Annotated in this window: 12 protein-coding genes and 1 pseudogene; 10 read left to right on the top strand and 3 right to left on the bottom strand. The window is 45.1% G+C overall.

Features of this window, described 5'->3' with window-relative positions; translation table 11 throughout:
• Positions 1-209: 209 nt before the first annotated feature.
• From rimP to AACR75_RS10610, 10 genes are all read left to right on the top strand, one after another.
• Positions 210-665: a ribosome maturation factor RimP gene (gene rimP / locus AACR75_RS10565; RefSeq protein ID WP_013857619.1), complete on the top strand. Its 456-nt coding sequence runs from the start codon at positions 210-212 to the stop codon at positions 663-665.
• A gap of 36 nt (positions 666-701) precedes the next feature.
• Positions 702-2,189: a transcription termination factor NusA gene (gene nusA, locus AACR75_RS10570; RefSeq protein WP_013857618.1), complete on the top strand. Its 1,488-nt coding sequence runs from the start codon at positions 702-704 to the stop codon at positions 2,187-2,189.
• 24 nt (positions 2,190-2,213) lie between these two features.
• Positions 2,214-4,928: a translation initiation factor IF-2 gene (gene infB, locus AACR75_RS10575; protein WP_047690112.1), complete on the top strand. Its 2,715-nt coding sequence runs from the start codon at positions 2,214-2,216 to the stop codon at positions 4,926-4,928.
• Between the two features lie 105 nt (positions 4,929-5,033).
• The gene (rbfA, locus tag AACR75_RS10580) at positions 5,034-5,450 is read left to right on the top strand and encodes a 30S ribosome-binding factor RbfA (RefSeq protein ID WP_026028089.1); all 417 of its coding nucleotides are present in this window, start codon (positions 5,034-5,036) and stop codon (positions 5,448-5,450) included.
• A complete protein-coding gene (gene truB / locus AACR75_RS10585) occupies positions 5,451-6,401 on the top strand; it encodes a tRNA pseudouridine(55) synthase TruB (RefSeq protein ID WP_013857615.1) in 951 nt (316 codons plus the stop codon).
• Positions 6,402-6,510: 109 nt separating this feature from the next.
• Positions 6,511-6,780 (top strand): 30S ribosomal protein S15, encoded by a 270-nt coding sequence (gene rpsO / locus AACR75_RS10590; protein ID WP_010318921.1) that lies wholly within the window; start codon positions 6,511-6,513, stop codon positions 6,778-6,780.
• Between the two features lie 317 nt (positions 6,781-7,097).
• Complete coding sequence (gene pnp / locus AACR75_RS10595) at positions 7,098-9,224, top strand: polyribonucleotide nucleotidyltransferase (RefSeq protein ID WP_010318920.1); 2,127 nt, start codon at positions 7,098-7,100, stop codon at positions 9,222-9,224.
• 152 nt (positions 9,225-9,376) lie between these two features.
• Positions 9,377-10,297, top strand: coding sequence for a lipoprotein NlpI (gene nlpI / locus AACR75_RS10600; RefSeq protein ID WP_047690116.1), 921 nt, complete (start codon positions 9,377-9,379; stop codon positions 10,295-10,297).
• Between the two features lie 119 nt (positions 10,298-10,416).
• Entirely contained in the window at positions 10,417-10,827 is a 411-nt protein-coding gene (locus AACR75_RS10605; RefSeq protein ID WP_010318918.1) for a MarR family winged helix-turn-helix transcriptional regulator, read from the top strand.
• Positions 10,828-10,865: 38 nt separating this feature from the next.
• A complete protein-coding gene (locus AACR75_RS10610; protein ID WP_047690118.1) occupies positions 10,866-12,206 on the top strand; it encodes an MATE family efflux transporter in 1,341 nt (446 codons plus the stop codon).
• Between the two features lie 37 nt (positions 12,207-12,243).
• Here AACR75_RS10610 and AACR75_RS10615 read toward each other — a convergent pair whose 3' ends face one another.
• From AACR75_RS10615 to AACR75_RS10625, 3 genes and pseudogenes are all read right to left on the bottom strand, one after another.
• Positions 12,244-13,122, bottom strand: coding sequence for a U32 family peptidase (locus AACR75_RS10615; RefSeq protein WP_026028086.1), 879 nt, complete (start codon positions 13,120-13,122; stop codon positions 12,244-12,246).
• A 16-nt stretch (positions 13,123-13,138) separates the two neighbouring features.
• Positions 13,139-14,152: a ubiquinone anaerobic biosynthesis protein UbiU gene (gene ubiU / locus AACR75_RS10620; RefSeq protein ID WP_197056806.1), complete on the bottom strand. Its 1,014-nt coding sequence runs from the start codon at positions 14,150-14,152 to the stop codon at positions 13,139-13,141.
• A pseudogene (locus AACR75_RS10625) lies at positions 14,150-15,727 on the bottom strand (diguanylate cyclase domain-containing protein); the annotation flags it as partial. The gene ubiU and the pseudogene AACR75_RS10625, both read right to left, overlap by 3 nt.
• Positions 15,728-15,886: the final 159 nt, after the last annotated feature.

Genomic DNA, 15,886 nt, shown 5'->3' on the forward strand with positions numbered 1-15,886 from the left:
TTCTTTTTGGGTTTTGGATGCAAGTTTGTGCAGTGTCAACCTCACTGCAATTGAGAATTTAGATTCTCAATCATCAGGGTCCAGCAACAAAAAACCCCGACTAATCGGGGTTTTTTGTTATCTGAGTTTCTCAAGTATGAGATTTTCAGATAGTTGCTTGGAATTTAAATTGGGCTCTGTGCCCTTTTTTTGTTTCTGGAGTGGTTTAAATGACTGGTTTAGAAAGACAACTTACTGAAATGCTTGACGCTCCAGTAGCGGCATCAGGTTATGAGTTAGTTGGATTAGAATTTATTCGTGCCGGAGAGCACTCAACATTACGCATCTATATTGATCATGAAAACGGTATTAACGTTGATGATTGCGCAGAAGTGAGCCATCAAGTGAGTGCTGTGCTCGATGTTGAAGATCCAATTTCTGTGGCTTACAACCTAGAAGTTTCTTCACCAGGTTTAGAGAGACCACTTTTTAAAGCAGCGCATTATGAACAGTTTATTGGTCACGAAGTCAGCATCGTTTTGAAAATGGGTGTCGGCAACCGTCGCAAATGGAAAGGAATTATCCATTCTATTGATGGCGAAACCGTTGCAATTAGCGTTGATGGGAAAGAAGAACTATTTGCGCTAAGCAATATTTCTAAAGCTAACCTGATCCCTAAATTTTAGTTCTCCTAGAGAAAAGAGCTTAAGAGGCTAGATTAAATGAGTAAAGAAATTTTAGCGGTAGTTGAGGCGGTTTCGAACGAGAAGGCCGTACCTCGTGAGCGTATTTTTGAGGCGCTTGAAACTGCGCTTGCCACATCAACAAAGAAGAAACATGAAATTGAAGTCGATGTACGTGTTGCTATCGACCGTAAAACGGGTGAGTTTGAAACTTTTCGCCGTTGGTTAATCGTTGAAAATGTTGAACATCCAACAAAAGAAATTTCATACGATGCAGCTAAATACGACGACGAAACAGCTGAACTTGGTCAATATATTGAAGATCAAATTGAATCAGTGACCTTTGACCGTATTACAACACAAACAGCAAAACAAGTTATCGTACAAAAAGTGCGTGAAGCTGAACGTGCGCAAATCGTCGAACAGTTTATTGATAACGAAGGTGAGTTGGTTACTGGCGTTGTTAAGAAAGTAAACCGTGATTCGGTTATTCTGGATTTAGGTAATAACGCTGAAGCGGTTATTTTACGTGATGACCAGCTACCGCGTGAAAACTTTCGTCCAGGTGACCGAGTTCGTGGTCTGCTATATGCTGTACGCCCTGAAGCGCGCGGATTCCAACTCTTCATTACTCGTTCAAAACCAGAAATGCTCGCTGAGCTATTCCGTGTAGAAGTGCCAGAAATCGGTGAAGAGCTGATTGAATTGAAAGCCGCGGCTCGTGATCCGGGTTCGCGTGCGAAAATTGCAGTCAAAACCAATGACAAACGCATTGACCCTGTGGGCGCGTGTGTCGGTATGCGTGGAGCACGTGTTCAAGCCGTATCGAGTGAGCTCGGCGGTGAGCGCATTGATATCGTTCTTTGGGATGATAATCCAGCTCAATTTGTTATCAATGCAATGGCACCAGCAGATGTTGCATCGATCATCATGGATGAAGATACGCACTCAATTGATATTGCTGTTGAAGCGGATAACCTAGCGCAAGCAATCGGTCGTAATGGTCAAAACGTACGTCTCGCTTCTCAACTGACTGGTTGGGAATTGAATGTTATGACGGTTGCTGATCTACAGAAAAAACATCAAGAAGAATCGATGGCTTCTATTGAAAACTTCATGAAGTACCTCGATATCGAGCAAGACTTCGCTGAGTTATTGGTTGAAGAAGGCTTCTCAACGCTTGAAGAAGTGGCTTATGTGCCAGTTGCTGAGCTACTTGAAGTTGACGGCCTAGATGAAGATATCATCGAAGCATTGCGTACTCGCGCGAAGAATGCGTTGACCACGATTGCGCTAGCACAAGAAGAGTCTTTTGAAGGGCTAGAGCCAGCAGAAGATCTGCTCGCACTAGAAGGTTTAGAGCGTGAAATGGCCTTTAAACTCGCAGCGAAAGGCATAGTCACATTAGAAGATCTTGCTGACCAAGGTATTGATGACCTCGAAAATATTGAAGGTCTAACAGAAGAGCGTGCAGGTCAATTGATCATGGCAGCGCGCAATATCTGTTGGTTTAGCGAAGAAGAATAATTCTCAGCAAGGGGAGAGAGCGGCATGACACAACTTACAGTTAAAGCACTGAGTGAAGAAATTGGTACGCCAGTTGACCGCTTGTTAGAACAACTTGCTGATGCAGGCATGAACAAAACGAGTTCTGATAACGTTTCTGATGATGAAAAGCATAAGCTACTGTCACATCTTAGAAAAGAGCACGGTGATACCACTGGTGACTCAGAGCCGACTCGTTTGACGTTGCAGCGAAAAACACGCAGCACATTGAGCGTCAATGCCGGCGGTGGCAAAAGTAAGAATGTTCAAGTTGAAGTGCGTAAAAAACGTACCTACGTTAAGCGCAGTGCAGTAGACGATGAAGCAACACGTGAAGCGGAAGAAGCCGCGCAACGTGAAGCACAAGAATTAGCAGCGCGTGAAGCACAAGCAAAAGCAGAGCGCGAAGCCGAAGAAAAAGCAAAGCGTGAAGCCGAAGAAAAAGCGAAGCGTGAGGCACAAGAGAAAGCGAAGGTTGAAGCACAAACGAATGCAACAGCTAACGCGGATGAGAAAGCAAAACGTTCTGCAGTGAAACCAGAACTTTCTGCTGAAAATAAAATGAAGCAAGAAGCAGCGCGAAAAGAAGCCGAAGAGCTTAAACGTCGTCAAGAAGCCGAAGCATTACGTAAAGCTGAAGAGGAAAGTCAGCGCCAGCTAGAAATAGCACGTGAATTGGCTGAGAAGAATAAAGAGCGTTGGTCTGCTGAAGAAGAGAAAAAGGGTAGTATGGAAGAAAATACAGATTACCATGTTACGACTTCAACGTATGCACGTGAAGCCGAAGATGAAGCAGATCGCCGTGAAGAAGGTGCTAGCCGTAAATCTACGAAAGCTAATAAGAGCAAAATCTCATCTCAGGATGATAAGCAAGAGCGCGGTACGCGCCGAGGCAAAGCTCGTAAAGGTCGTATGGCTAAACCTGCATCGATGCAACATGGTTTTGATAAAACAGCGGTTGTCGCTAAGCAAGATGTTGTGATCGGTGAAACGATTGTTCTTTCTGAACTGGCAAACAAAATGTCAGTGAAAGCAACTGAAGTTATCAAAGTGATGATGAAGATGGGCGCAATGGCAACCATCAACCAAGTGATCGACCAAGAAACCGCGCAATTAGTCGCTGAAGAAATGGGTCATAAAGTTCTCATCCGCAAAGAGAATGAACTGGAAGAAGCGATCCTTTCTGACCGTGATAACAAGTTTGAAGCAGTGCCTCGTGCGCCAGTTGTGACCATCATGGGTCACGTTGACCACGGTAAGACATCAACACTTGATTACATCCGTCGCACACACGTTGCATCAGGCGAGGCCGGTGGTATTACTCAGCACATTGGTGCTTACCACGTTGAAACACCAAACGGTATGATCACCTTCCTTGATACTCCTGGACACGCTGCGTTTACTTCAATGCGTGCTCGTGGTGCTCAAGCGACAGATATCGTTGTATTGGTTGTTGCAGCAGATGATGGCGTGATGCCACAAACGGTTGAAGCGATTCAACATGCGAAAGCGGCGAATGTGCCACTTATCGTTGCAGTGAACAAAATCGATAAAGATGGTGCGAACCCAGATGGCGTGAAAAATGAGCTTGCTCAACACAACATCATTCCTGAAGAGTGGGGCGGTGAGAACATGTTTGTTCACATCTCTGCGAAACAGGGAACCAATATTGAAGGCCTACTAGAAGCTATCCTACTTCAAGCTGAAGTTCTTGAGCTTCATGCTGTTAAAGATGGTATGGCGTCTGGTGTGGTAGTTGAGTCTCGTCTTGATAAAGGCCGTGGCCCTGTGGCAACTGTTCTTGTTCAATCAGGAACACTACGCAAAGGCGACATCGTACTATGTGGTCAAGAATATGGCCGTGTTCGTGCGATGCGCGACGAAACTGGTAACGAAGTTACGGAAGCGGGCCCATCAATTCCTGTTGAAATTCTAGGTTTGTCTGGTGTTCCAGCTGCCGGTGATGAAGCAACAGTAGTTCGTGATGAGCGTAAAGCACGTGAAGTGGCAAATTATCGTCAAGGTAAATTCCGTGATGTGAAGCTTGCACGTCAGCAGAAATCTAAGCTCGAAAACATGTTCTCTAACATGACAGCGGGCGAAGTGGCTGAACTGAACGTGGTACTAAAAGCAGACGTTCAAGGTTCGGTTGAAGCCATTGCTGATTCACTGCGTAACCTTTCAACTGATGAAGTGAAAGTGAACATCGTGGGTTCTGGTGTGGGTGGTATCACAGAAACTGACGCAGTACTTGCAGCAGCTTCTAACGCTATCGTACTTGGCTTTAACGTTCGTGCTGATGCATCAGCTCGTCGTACTATCGAATCTGAAAACTTAGACCTACGTTACTACTCAATCATTTATCAATTGATTGATGAAGTAAAAGCGGCCATGAGCGGCATGCTAGCACCAGAGTTTAAGCAAGAGATCATTGGTCTTGCTCAGGTTCGTGAAGTATTTAAATCACCTAAACTAGGTGCAGTTGCTGGTTGTATGGTGACTGAAGGCGTTATCAAACGTAATAGCCCTATCCGTGTTCTACGTGATAACGTGGTTATCTACGAAGGTGAGCTTGAGTCGCTACGTCGCTTTAAAGATGACGTGCAAGAAGTGAAGAATGGCTACGAATGTGGTATCGGCGTTAAGAACTACAATGATGTTCGCGTTGGTGACCAAATCGAAGTCTTCGAAACAGTGGAAATTAAACGTACACTGGATTAATTGACTGACGTTGCTGTATTGAAATAGACAGTAATCGGTTGTTGAATACACCATGGGGGGCTGGGTTGAACCATCCCCCCATTCTTTCTATATGTGAGAAAAGATATGTCAAAAGAATTTAGCCGCACGCAGCGCGTATCCCAACAGCTGCAAAAAGAACTCGCTATGATCATACAACGTGAAGTCCGCGACTCACGCTTAGGTATGGTGACGATTTCAGAAGTCGAAGTGTCACGTGACCTTGCTTATGCAAAAGTGTTTGTGACGTTTCTATGCGTTGGTGAGCAGACCCCAGAAAGCTGCTTAGCTGCGTTAAAAGAGCATGAAGTTCATATCCGCATGATGCTTGGTAAACGTATTCGCTTACGTTTGACACCAGAAATTCGCTTCACTTATGACAATACTTTGGTTGAAGGTATGCGCATGTCCAACTTGGTGACTGAAGTGGTCAGCAATGATAAGCGCAGACAGAAAGATGCAGGGCGTGAAGATGAAGCGTCTGCAGAAGAAGGGAATGAATAGATGGCTCGTCGTCGTAAAGGTCGCCCAATTAACGGGGTAATTTTACTGGATAAGCCAACGGGTATCTCCTCGAATGATGCCTTACAAAAAGTAAAACGTATTTATTTTGCAGAAAAAGCCGGACACACTGGCGCGCTCGATCCCTTGGCAACAGGAATGTTGCCTATTTGCCTTGGTGAAGCGACAAAATTCTCTCAGTTTTTACTTGATTCAGATAAGCGTTATCGAGTCATTGCAAAATTGGGTGAGCGAACCAATACCTCTGATTCAGACGGAGAGGTAGTGGAAACACGCCCTGTCAATGTGCAATTAAATACCCTGCGAGAGTGTATCGAGCGTTTTCGTGGTGAAACCGACCAAATTCCGTCAATGTTTTCTGCACTGAAATATCAAGGCCGTCCTCTATATGAATACGCTCGTGAAGGCATTGATATTCCGCGCGAATCTCGAAAAATCACTGTCTATGATATTGAATTGATCCGTTTCGAAGGTGATGAAGTTGAAATGGATGTGCACTGTTCGAAAGGCACTTATATCCGTACTATCGTGGATGACTTAGGTGAAATGCTTGGTTGTGGCGCACATGTGACCATGCTGCGTCGTACTGCGGTCGCGAAGTACCCATATGAGAAGATGGTGACTTTAGAGCAACTTGATGCATTGCTGCAACAGGCGCTGCGTGATGATGTCGCACCGAAAAATGTGTTGGACTCGTTATTGATGCCAATGGACAGTGCGGTGCAAGATTTGCCGGAAGTTAACCTTATTCCTGAGTTGGCAGACATGGTACAACATGGACAACCAGTGCAAGTGTTGGGTGTGCCACTTGATGGCACAGTGCGCATGACCATGGGTGAAGAGAAACTCTTTATCGGTGTGGGTGAAATTGACCAAGATGGTCGTGTTGCACCTAAGCGATTGGTCGTTTTTAGAGACGAAGAGTCGCTTTAAATAGCTATTGCTTAACGTTGGGGATTTCCCTATAATCCCGGCTTCGCGTAGCGGCTGAATCAGAGATTGGCTGCTACACCTTTAAACTTACTCTTATTAGGAGAGCATTATGTCTCTGAATGCAGAAACTAAAGCGGCAATCGTTGCTGAATACGCACGTGGCGAAGGCGACACTGGTTCACCAGAAGTACAAGTAGCACTACTAACTGCTTCTATCAACCACCTACAAGGTCACTTCAAAACTCACAAAGGCGATCACCACAGCCGTCGTGGTCTACTACGTATGGTTTCAAGCCGTCGTAAGCTTCTAGACTACCTAAAAGGTAAAGATTTAGGTCGTTACCAAGACCTAATCAAACGTCTTGAGCTACGTCGCTAAGATCAGTTTGTTCAGAAAAGGGGCTTTTAGCCCCTTTTTTGTTATCTAAATTTGGCACAATCTCTCCTAAGTCGCTATACTACCCGCCGTTAAAGTGTGTTGTATGTACTTTAACGCTTCATACTCATAGCATTACAGTCACCGAAGTCGGCCAGCAGGTCGCGGCTATTAAAAGTAGCGTTCAGATACCAGTGGGAGCGGCAAGCCCAACGCTTTGTTTCCCCGTGATATAGAGCCTATTTTTACTAGTCGCGATTCGTAATGTCTTGAGTGTTATTTCATTCAATCTAGAGGTAACTCTAGAGCAAGGATAAACAATGTTTGATAAACCAGTAGTGAAATCATTCCAATACGGTAATCATACCGTCACTCTAGAAACCGGCGTTATCGCACGCCAAGCTACATCGGCCGTTATGGTCACTATGAACGATACCGCGGTATTCGTTTCTGTTGTTGGTAAAAAAGAAGCAGTAGAAGGTCAAGACTTCTTCCCTCTTACTGTTAACTACCAAGAGCGTACTTACGCAGCGGGTAAAATTCCAGGTGGCTTCTTCAAGCGTGAAGGTCGTCCATCAGAAGGCGAAACTTTGACTGCGCGTCTGATTGACCGCCCAATTCGTCCTCTTTTCCCTAATGCATTTAAAAATGAAGTTCAAGTCATCGCGACAGTGATGTCTGTAAACCCAGACGTTCAACCTGATATCGTGACTATGATTGGTACTTCAGCAGCACTTGCTATCTCTGGCATTCCATTCAATGGTCCTATTGGCGCGGCGCGCGTGGGTCACATTGATGGTCAATTAGTACTTAACCCTAGCATGACCGAGCTTGCAGTATCTCGTCTTGATCTTGTGGTTGCAGGTACAGACAACGCAGTGCTGATGGTTGAGTCAGAAGCGGATAACCTAACTGAAGAAGAAATGCTAGCAGCGGTTGTTTACGGCCACGACCAACAACAAGCTGTGATTAAAGCGATCAATGAATTTGCTGCTGAAGTTGCCACTCCAGCTTGGGATTGGGTTGCTCCTCAAGAGAACACAGTACTTAACAGCAAGATCGCTGAACTAGCAGAAGCTAAGCTTGTTGAAGCTTACAAAATCACTGAAAAAATGGCTCGTTACGACCGTATTCATGAAATTGCTGCTGAAGTAAACAAAGTAATTCTTGCTGAAGATCCTGAAGCAAATGCGAAAGAAATCCACACTATCTTCCACGATCTAGAGAAGACGGTTGTACGTCGTAGCATTATTGCTGGCAACCCACGTATTGACGGTCGTGAAAAAGACATGGTTCGTGCGCTAGACGTACGCACTGGTATTCTTCCTCGTACTCACGGTTCTGCACTATTTACTCGTGGTGAAACTCAGGCAATCGTAACCGCTACTCTTGGTACTCAGCGTGATGCTCAAATCATCGATGAGCTAACAGGTGAGCGTAAAGATAACTTCCTACTACACTACAACTTCCCTCCATACTGTGTGGGCGAAACTGGTTTTGTAGGCTCTCCTAAGCGTCGTGAAATCGGCCACGGTAAACTGGCTAAGCGTGGTATCGCTGCCGTTATGCCTTCAGTGGAAGAGTTCCCATACACAGTTCGTGTAGTATCAGAAATCACAGAATCTAACGGTTCATCTTCAATGGCTTCGGTATGTGGTACTTCTCTTGCTCTGATGGATGCAGGTGTACCAATCAAGTCTTCAGTTGCAGGTATTGCAATGGGTCTTGTTAAAGAAGGCGATGATTTCGTTGTTCTTTCTGACATTCTTGGTGATGAAGATCATCTAGGTGACATGGACTTTAAAGTAGCGGGTACTAACCAAGGTATCACTGCACTGCAAATGGACATTAAGATCGAAGGTATCACCAAAGAGATCATGCAAATTGCGCTAAACCAAGCACAAGGTGCACGTAAGCATATCCTTTCTGTGATGGATCAAGCGATCTCTGGTGCTCGTGCTGAGATTTCTGAATTTGCACCACGCATTTACACCATGAAGATCAGCTCTGAGAAAATCAAAGACGTGATCGGTAAAGGTGGTGCTGTGATCCGTGCTCTAACTGAAGAGACGGGCACAACCATCGAAATCGAAGATGACGGCACAATCAAGATTGCGGCAACCGATAGCGCTCAAGCTAAAGAAGCGATTCGTCGCATTGAAGAGATCACGGCTGAAGTTGAAGTCGGCGCTATCTATACTGGCAAGGTCGCTCGTCTGGCTGATTTTGGCGCGTTCGTTAACATTCTTCCTGGTAAAGATGGTCTGGTACACATTTCTCAAATCGCGGATCAACGCATCGAGAAAGTGTCTGATTACTTGAAAGAAGGCCAAGAAGTTCAAGTTAAAGTACTTGAAATCGACCGCCAAGGCCGTGTTCGTCTAAGCATGAAAGAAGCGGTAGAGAAACCAGCTGAAGAAGTTGTTGCAGCACCAACGGCTGAATAAGGCCACTTTAAGCTTGAGAGGCACGGCGCTTTAGTCGCCTTTTCAACATAAAGCATGATATAAAGGGAGCGTTATTCGCTCCCTTTTTCATGCCTAGATTAATGCGATACACCCACTTATCTTGGGCTTTGGGGTACACAGGAGTTTTATTTGTGAAATGGTTTCCAACGGCCGCATTGAGTGCTTTGATACTGATAATGTCGGGCTGCGCGTCAACTCAAAATGACAATCAAAGTCAATGGGTATACCCTCCGATGGCAGTGCCATTGCAGTCTTCATTACAGCAACAAGTTCAGATAGCGCGTTTGACGCAACTGCTACAACGTACTGATCTACCTGATGATGTGCGGGCTAAAATGTTTTATGAGCGTGGTAACAACTACGACAGTGTTGGGCTACGCACTTTAGCACGTTTAGATTTTGAGCAGTCACTCGCGCTTAACCCGGCGCAGCCTGATATCTTTAATTTATTAGGCGTGTATTACACGCAAGTTGCAGAGTTTGATGCCGCTTATGAGGCGTTTGATTCGACATTAGAACTTGAACCTGACAATTTTTACGCTGAGCGTAACAGAGCCATCGCACTTTATTACGGCGACCGTACAGAACTTGCGCTGGAAGAGATTCGCGCACATTATCAACATGACCCTAGCGATCCCTTTCGTGCATTGTGGCTATATATTATTCAAAGTGAAAGCGAGCCTTTGCAGGCACGTGTGGATCTCCTCAATCGCTATAAAGTTCGAGATGATCAATGGGGATGGCTCTTGGTTGCGTTAACGCTTAAAGAGATACCGGAAGAGCAAGCTTTTAAGATGATCTTAGAAGAAGGCAGCGGTAATGCGATACAAGCACAGCGTTTAACTGAGGTCTATTTTTATCTCGCTAAGCGTTACCAACAAGAGGGAAATTACGCGCACGCGATCGCCTTGTACAAGCTTGCGTTGTCATTTAACGTCTACGAATATGTTGAGCATCGATACGCTTATCTTGAATTGGGGAAAATTTTCCAGCAAGTAAGAGCCGACTATTTAGCTAAGGCAAAAGCTGAGCAGCCAGAGTCTCAGCAATAAAGACCCTGTTATATCCTTTCCCTTAAAGCCGCTGACTTTTTCAGCGGCTTTTTTGTTGCTTAATGATCTAAAGATCCATAAAATAGTTAGCCTTGATAACCATTTTAATTTAAAAAACAGTGAAACTAGAAGCTAACTTAGAAAAATTAGAGCGTTTTAGTGCAAAAATCTGGCGTCGGTATAGCAAAGCTGATCCCATTTCACAATTGAGCTTTAATGAATATGATTACCTTAAAGTGATTCAAAGTTCTTCTTTGCCACTGCGCTTAACTGATTTAGCCAATGAGATGGAAGTGAGTAAACCATCGGTATCAAATATGGTTAAAAGGCTTAAAAATAAAGGGTTAGTTCAGACGGCACAATGCCAAGATGATGCGCGTTCTTACCGAGTTTCTCTCACCGATACTGCGCGTGAGCATTTAGCGGATGAAGCGAAAGTGTACGCTGTTGTCGCAGAGCAAGTGACTAAGCATCTCTCGGAAGAAGAAGCACTGTGTTTTAATATGTTGTTATCCAAAGTATTACTTTAATTTACTTATAGTTAGCTTTGCTAACTATGGTGTCTGTTATGAAAAATTCAATTTACCGCCAATTTTGGCGCTATACCATTCCGACCGTGGCAGCTATGTTAGTCAATGGCTTGTATCAAGTGGTGGATGGTATTTTTATTGGTCATTATGTTGGTGCTGAGGGATTGGCGGGCATTAACGTTGCGTGGCCTATTATTGGCTTTATTTTAGGGCTTGGCATGTTGGTGGGCGTAGGAACTGGTGCTCTGGCTTCGATCAAGCAAGGTGAAGGGAACATGGCGGCAGCCAAGCAAGTGCTTGCTACTGGCCTATTGTTGCTTGTGATGCTAGCTCCCGTGGTGGCGACAATTCTATGGTTTCTTGCGGACGATTTCATTGCGTGGCAAGGCGTTGAAGGACGAGTCTACGAACTTGGCTTGCAATATTTGCAAGTATTAGTGATCGCTTGTGTCTTTACGCTTGGCTCTATTGCGATGCCTTTCTTGTTACGAAACGACGACAGCCCTAATTTAGCCACATTGCTGATGGTGAGTGGTGCGATAATCAATATTCTCTTTGATTATCTGTTTATTGCCGTTTTACATTGGGAACTTACTGGTGCCGCCATAGCAACGACACTCGCACAATTAAGTGTGACTGTATTAGGCATAGGCTATTTCTTTTCGACGCGAGCCAAGTTGCAGCTGTCACTCTCGGTGATGAGGGTGCAATGGTCGTTGTTACCTAAGATTGTTGCGATTGGTACTTCAAGCTTTTTTATGTATGCCTACGGTTCGATGATGGTGGCGGTGCACAACAGCCTATTTGCTCACTATGGCAGCGCGGTACTTGTTGGGGCATACGCGATATTAGGCTATATCGTCACGGTTTATTACTTAACGGCAGAGGGCATCGCGAATGGTATGCAGCCGTTAGTTAGCTTCAATTATGGTGCCAAAAACTATCTTCATATTAGAAAACTGCTCAAAATTGCAATGAGCATTGCCGTGCTTGGCGGGCTGGGTTTTGTGGTGCTGCTGAACTTGTTTTCCACTCAGGTTGTTGCGGTCTTCAATTCAACTGACCCGCAATTGATGGCAAGCGCTGTACTGGGCTTAAAACTGCATATGTTTGCGTTGTTTTTGGATGGATTTTTAGTTGTCGCCGCCGCCTTTTACCAAGCGACCAATCGCGGCAGTAAGGCGATGTTTGTCACCATTGGTAATATGGCGATCCAACTACCGTTCTTGTATTTGTTACCTAAGTTATATGGTGTGACTGGTGTGTGGATTGCCTTCCCCATTTCCAATATTGCGTTAAGTTTGGTGGTGGGTTTGATGTTGTGGCGAGATTTGCGTGCACTACCTTGTGATAACGCGAAGCAAACCGTGTTCGCTTAATAAGAGCCTCCCCCTTTTCTCTAGGGGGAGGCTACGCTCAGCTTTGTTGAATCGCTAGGCCCGGTAATTGGTGCCAATAGCCGTTACATTGGTGATTGGTTAAAGGGGAGGGATGCTCTCCTTTTTCATTGGCCTTGAACTGCGACAGATGTTCGAATGTCTCAAGACCTAGTGGGCTTAAACGAACGACATCGACTAATCCCGCCATGCTTGGTAAATCATTAGCAAGGTTATAGCAATAGCCCGATTGGGTTTGGATACCGTTGAGGTTAAATACCGCTTGGCCTTCTTGGCTGTGAACCTGAATTCCGGTTGGATACTTGATACAGCAAGTCTCACATTCATCCTTCGCGCGGTTTTCAGCCCGTGCGGTAAAGCAGCGTGCGGAGTAAGCCAGTGGTAGGTATCCGTGGCTAAAAACTTCTACTTCAAACTGGTTTTTGATACCAAGCTCATCACATTGTTGCAATACATTGATTAGCCAATCACGGGAGAGTTCAACAGGCATGCACCAACGGATCATCCCTTGCTTTAGGAACAGTTGCAGTGTGCGCGCGTTGTAAGCATTCACAGCGGGCCCAACCACAAAAGGAAGGCGTTTTTCACTGGCGAGTTGAATCGCCGAAACGTCATTGGCTTCAATCGCAAAATCGCCATTCTCAATATACTTTTTCATCACATTGATTTCGCTCGGCGCTTCCAGTAGCGCCATGGTTGAGATCACAACCTGTTTACCCGCTTGTGAAAGCGCTTTGGCGATCTCAAACCAGTGTTGTGGTTTTATCTCACGTCGCTTGGAGCAGACCGATTCACCCAAATAGATCACATCAGCAGGGCTATTGATTGCCTGTTGATAAAAACTTTCTACCTCTTGTTTGGGCCAGAAATAGAGTAAAGGACCCAGCGCATATTTCATTCTCTTCTCCATTCTCTTATTGCCATTGGCGATGGTACGCGCCGAGTGTCGTTTGCGTGCCTTCAGAAACGTTGGCTAAGGCGTTATTCCAAGCCGTTTCTACTTGGTAGGCTTGTGGATTTGCTTGGTAGCGATCAATCGCCGCTCGCCACGTTTTAGTCACTTGCTCCACATATGCAGGGCTACGTTGGCGACCTTCAATTTTGACGGAAGCAACGTTGGCTGCAAATAGTTCTGGTAATAGTGATAACGTATTTAAACTGGTTGGTTCTTCCAGTGCGTGGTAGCGTTTAGGTTGCCCATCGATCTGCGCTTCAAAACGACCTTTGCACAAGGTTGGGTAGCCTGCATTTTCTCCGGCTGCGTATTTATCAATCAAAATTTCGTTTAAGCGAGATTCCAAACCTGAGTCCGTTTCTTGCCAGCGGACGTACTTCGCGGGCGAACAGGCTCCGACAGTATTGGGTGATTCTCCCGTCATATAGGAAGAGAGATAACAGCGCCCTTCAGACATAATACATAAGCTGCCAAAGGCAAATACTTCAAGCTCGACGTCACTCATCATATTACGTGAGAGCTGTTTGACTTGATGGATTGATAGCACTCGTGGTAACACCACCCGCTTAATATTGAAATTCTGCTTATAAAACTCGATAGCGGCGACGTTGGTGGCGGAGGCTTGTACAGAAAGATGCAGTTCCAGATCTGGATATCGGTTAGCGGCATAATCCAATACCGCGATATCGGCGATGATCAACGCATCCACGCCTAAACTGGCGGCATTATCGACGGCGTGAGTCCAACGCTCGAAGCCATTAGGGTGGGCGAAGGTATTTAACGCGACATGAATTTTTTTATGGTGATCATGAACATATTGCACCGCTTTATCTAACTTCTTACCTGAGAAATTAAGGCCAGCAAAGTGGCGAGCATTGGTATCATCTTTGAAGCCGATATAAACCGCATCTGCACCACAATCGATCGCTGTTTTTAGAGCAGGCAGGTTACCTGCAGGACATAAAAGTTCCAACTTCGGGTTACAAAACTGTTCGGGCGATAAATTGATCGCCACGCGACCTGGTAAAATACCTTGCAGCTTCCAGCGTTTTACGGTCGAGAAGACATCACGCATCACCACTCGGCCTAAATGTTCAATCAGCCCAGCTTTTTCCGCGACAGGGATAAAAGCGCCCGGGTTGATATACCCTTCCACAGGGTGTTTCCAGCGCACCAAAGCTTCCGCACCATTGATGCTGAAGTCGCGAGCATTTACTTTCGGTTGATACCACACTTCAAGGCCATTTTGTTGCAGCGCTTTTTGCAGTTCAATTTCAAGCCATAAGCGCATGCGCGCTTCTTTGTTCATTTGATCGTTGAACTTAATCAGACGGTTTCTACCACGATCTTTGGCTTCATACATCGCCGTATCGGCGTTTTGCAACAATACGCGTGCATCGCTACCGTCACCAGGGTAGGCGACACTACCTATGGAGCAGGCTAAGCGTTTACTGAAATGGTGCAGATCAAACGGTTGGTTAATCAAAGAAATAATGCGTTCAGCCAACATTTCAGCGGCGCGACTATTTTCAGGATCAGGCAGTATTAGTCCAAATTCATCGCCGCCAAGGTGGCCCACAATCGCTTGTTGCGGTAGTAAACGTTTCAGCCGTGCTGAGACCTCTTTAATGACTTTATCGCCAATATGATGGCCTAAAGAGTCATTGATGTTTTTGAAGTTATCAATGTCTAAATAGAGCATCACAAGGGGTGTTTCATTTTGAATGAACTGTTCTAAACGTTTAGTGAAACCAAAACGGTTATACAAGTTAGTCAGCGAGTCAATGTGGATATCGGCATGCATAGTCGAAGACAACTGCTTAGGTGCATCTTCTGCATCTTGAATCAAAATCAGTTGTGAGCTGTTGCCCAGCACGACGGTGGCTCCAGCGTGCAGTTGAACTTTACGTTCAAAGCCACACTTTGGCCCAGTGAGGCAGACCAATGGTGCCCCTGCGAGTAATAAACTAAGTGGAGAGCTGAATACGGTTTTACTTTTTTCATCGACAAACAAGCGCGATAGTTCTTCACCAAGAAGCTCTGAGGTATTTTCAAAACCGAGTAAACGAGCCGATGCGGGGTTAGCAGAGATAATGCAGTCGTCATCGACCAGCAACAATCCATCGGGAAGCAAGCTAGTCAAGGTTGAAAACTTATTTTCCGACTCTTCTAATGAGCGAATGAGGATCTGTTTTTCGGAGGTGTCGATGGCGTGAAACACAATATTTTCGACTTTTTTATCACCCATGATAGGTGATAAAGAGAAATGCAAACTTGTTTCTAAATCGATCTCGTGAAGAGTCAGTTCGGTCTCAAGCGTTTCTCCTTGAAATGCCCGTTCATAATAAGGTTTGAGATGGCGGTAGAAATGCTCACCCAGAATTTGTGAGTCATTCATTCCAACCAATTCGGTTGTGCTCAGCCCTGCAATATCACAATAACGTTCATTGACCATCACATAGTTATGTTGGTCGTTCAAGATGGCAAAAAAGAACGGACTGTTCGACGTGATTTTTGCAAACCAATGTTGTAAATGTTGCGAAGGCATCAAGCTACTACCACTCTCCAGAGCACTTATATTCATGAGGATGTTACAACGTAAGTAACACATTAACTATAACTTTGATTACTAAGCTAGAAAAGGTTCTCAAACAATGTACGTTTTTTGATGCATCACAGGAATTTGCACCCCCACATCCATTATGAT

The organism is Vibrio sp. ZOR0018 (assembly GCF_963865925.1).
GTDB classification, from domain to species: domain Bacteria; phylum Pseudomonadota; class Gammaproteobacteria; order Enterobacterales; family Vibrionaceae; genus Vibrio; species Vibrio anguillarum.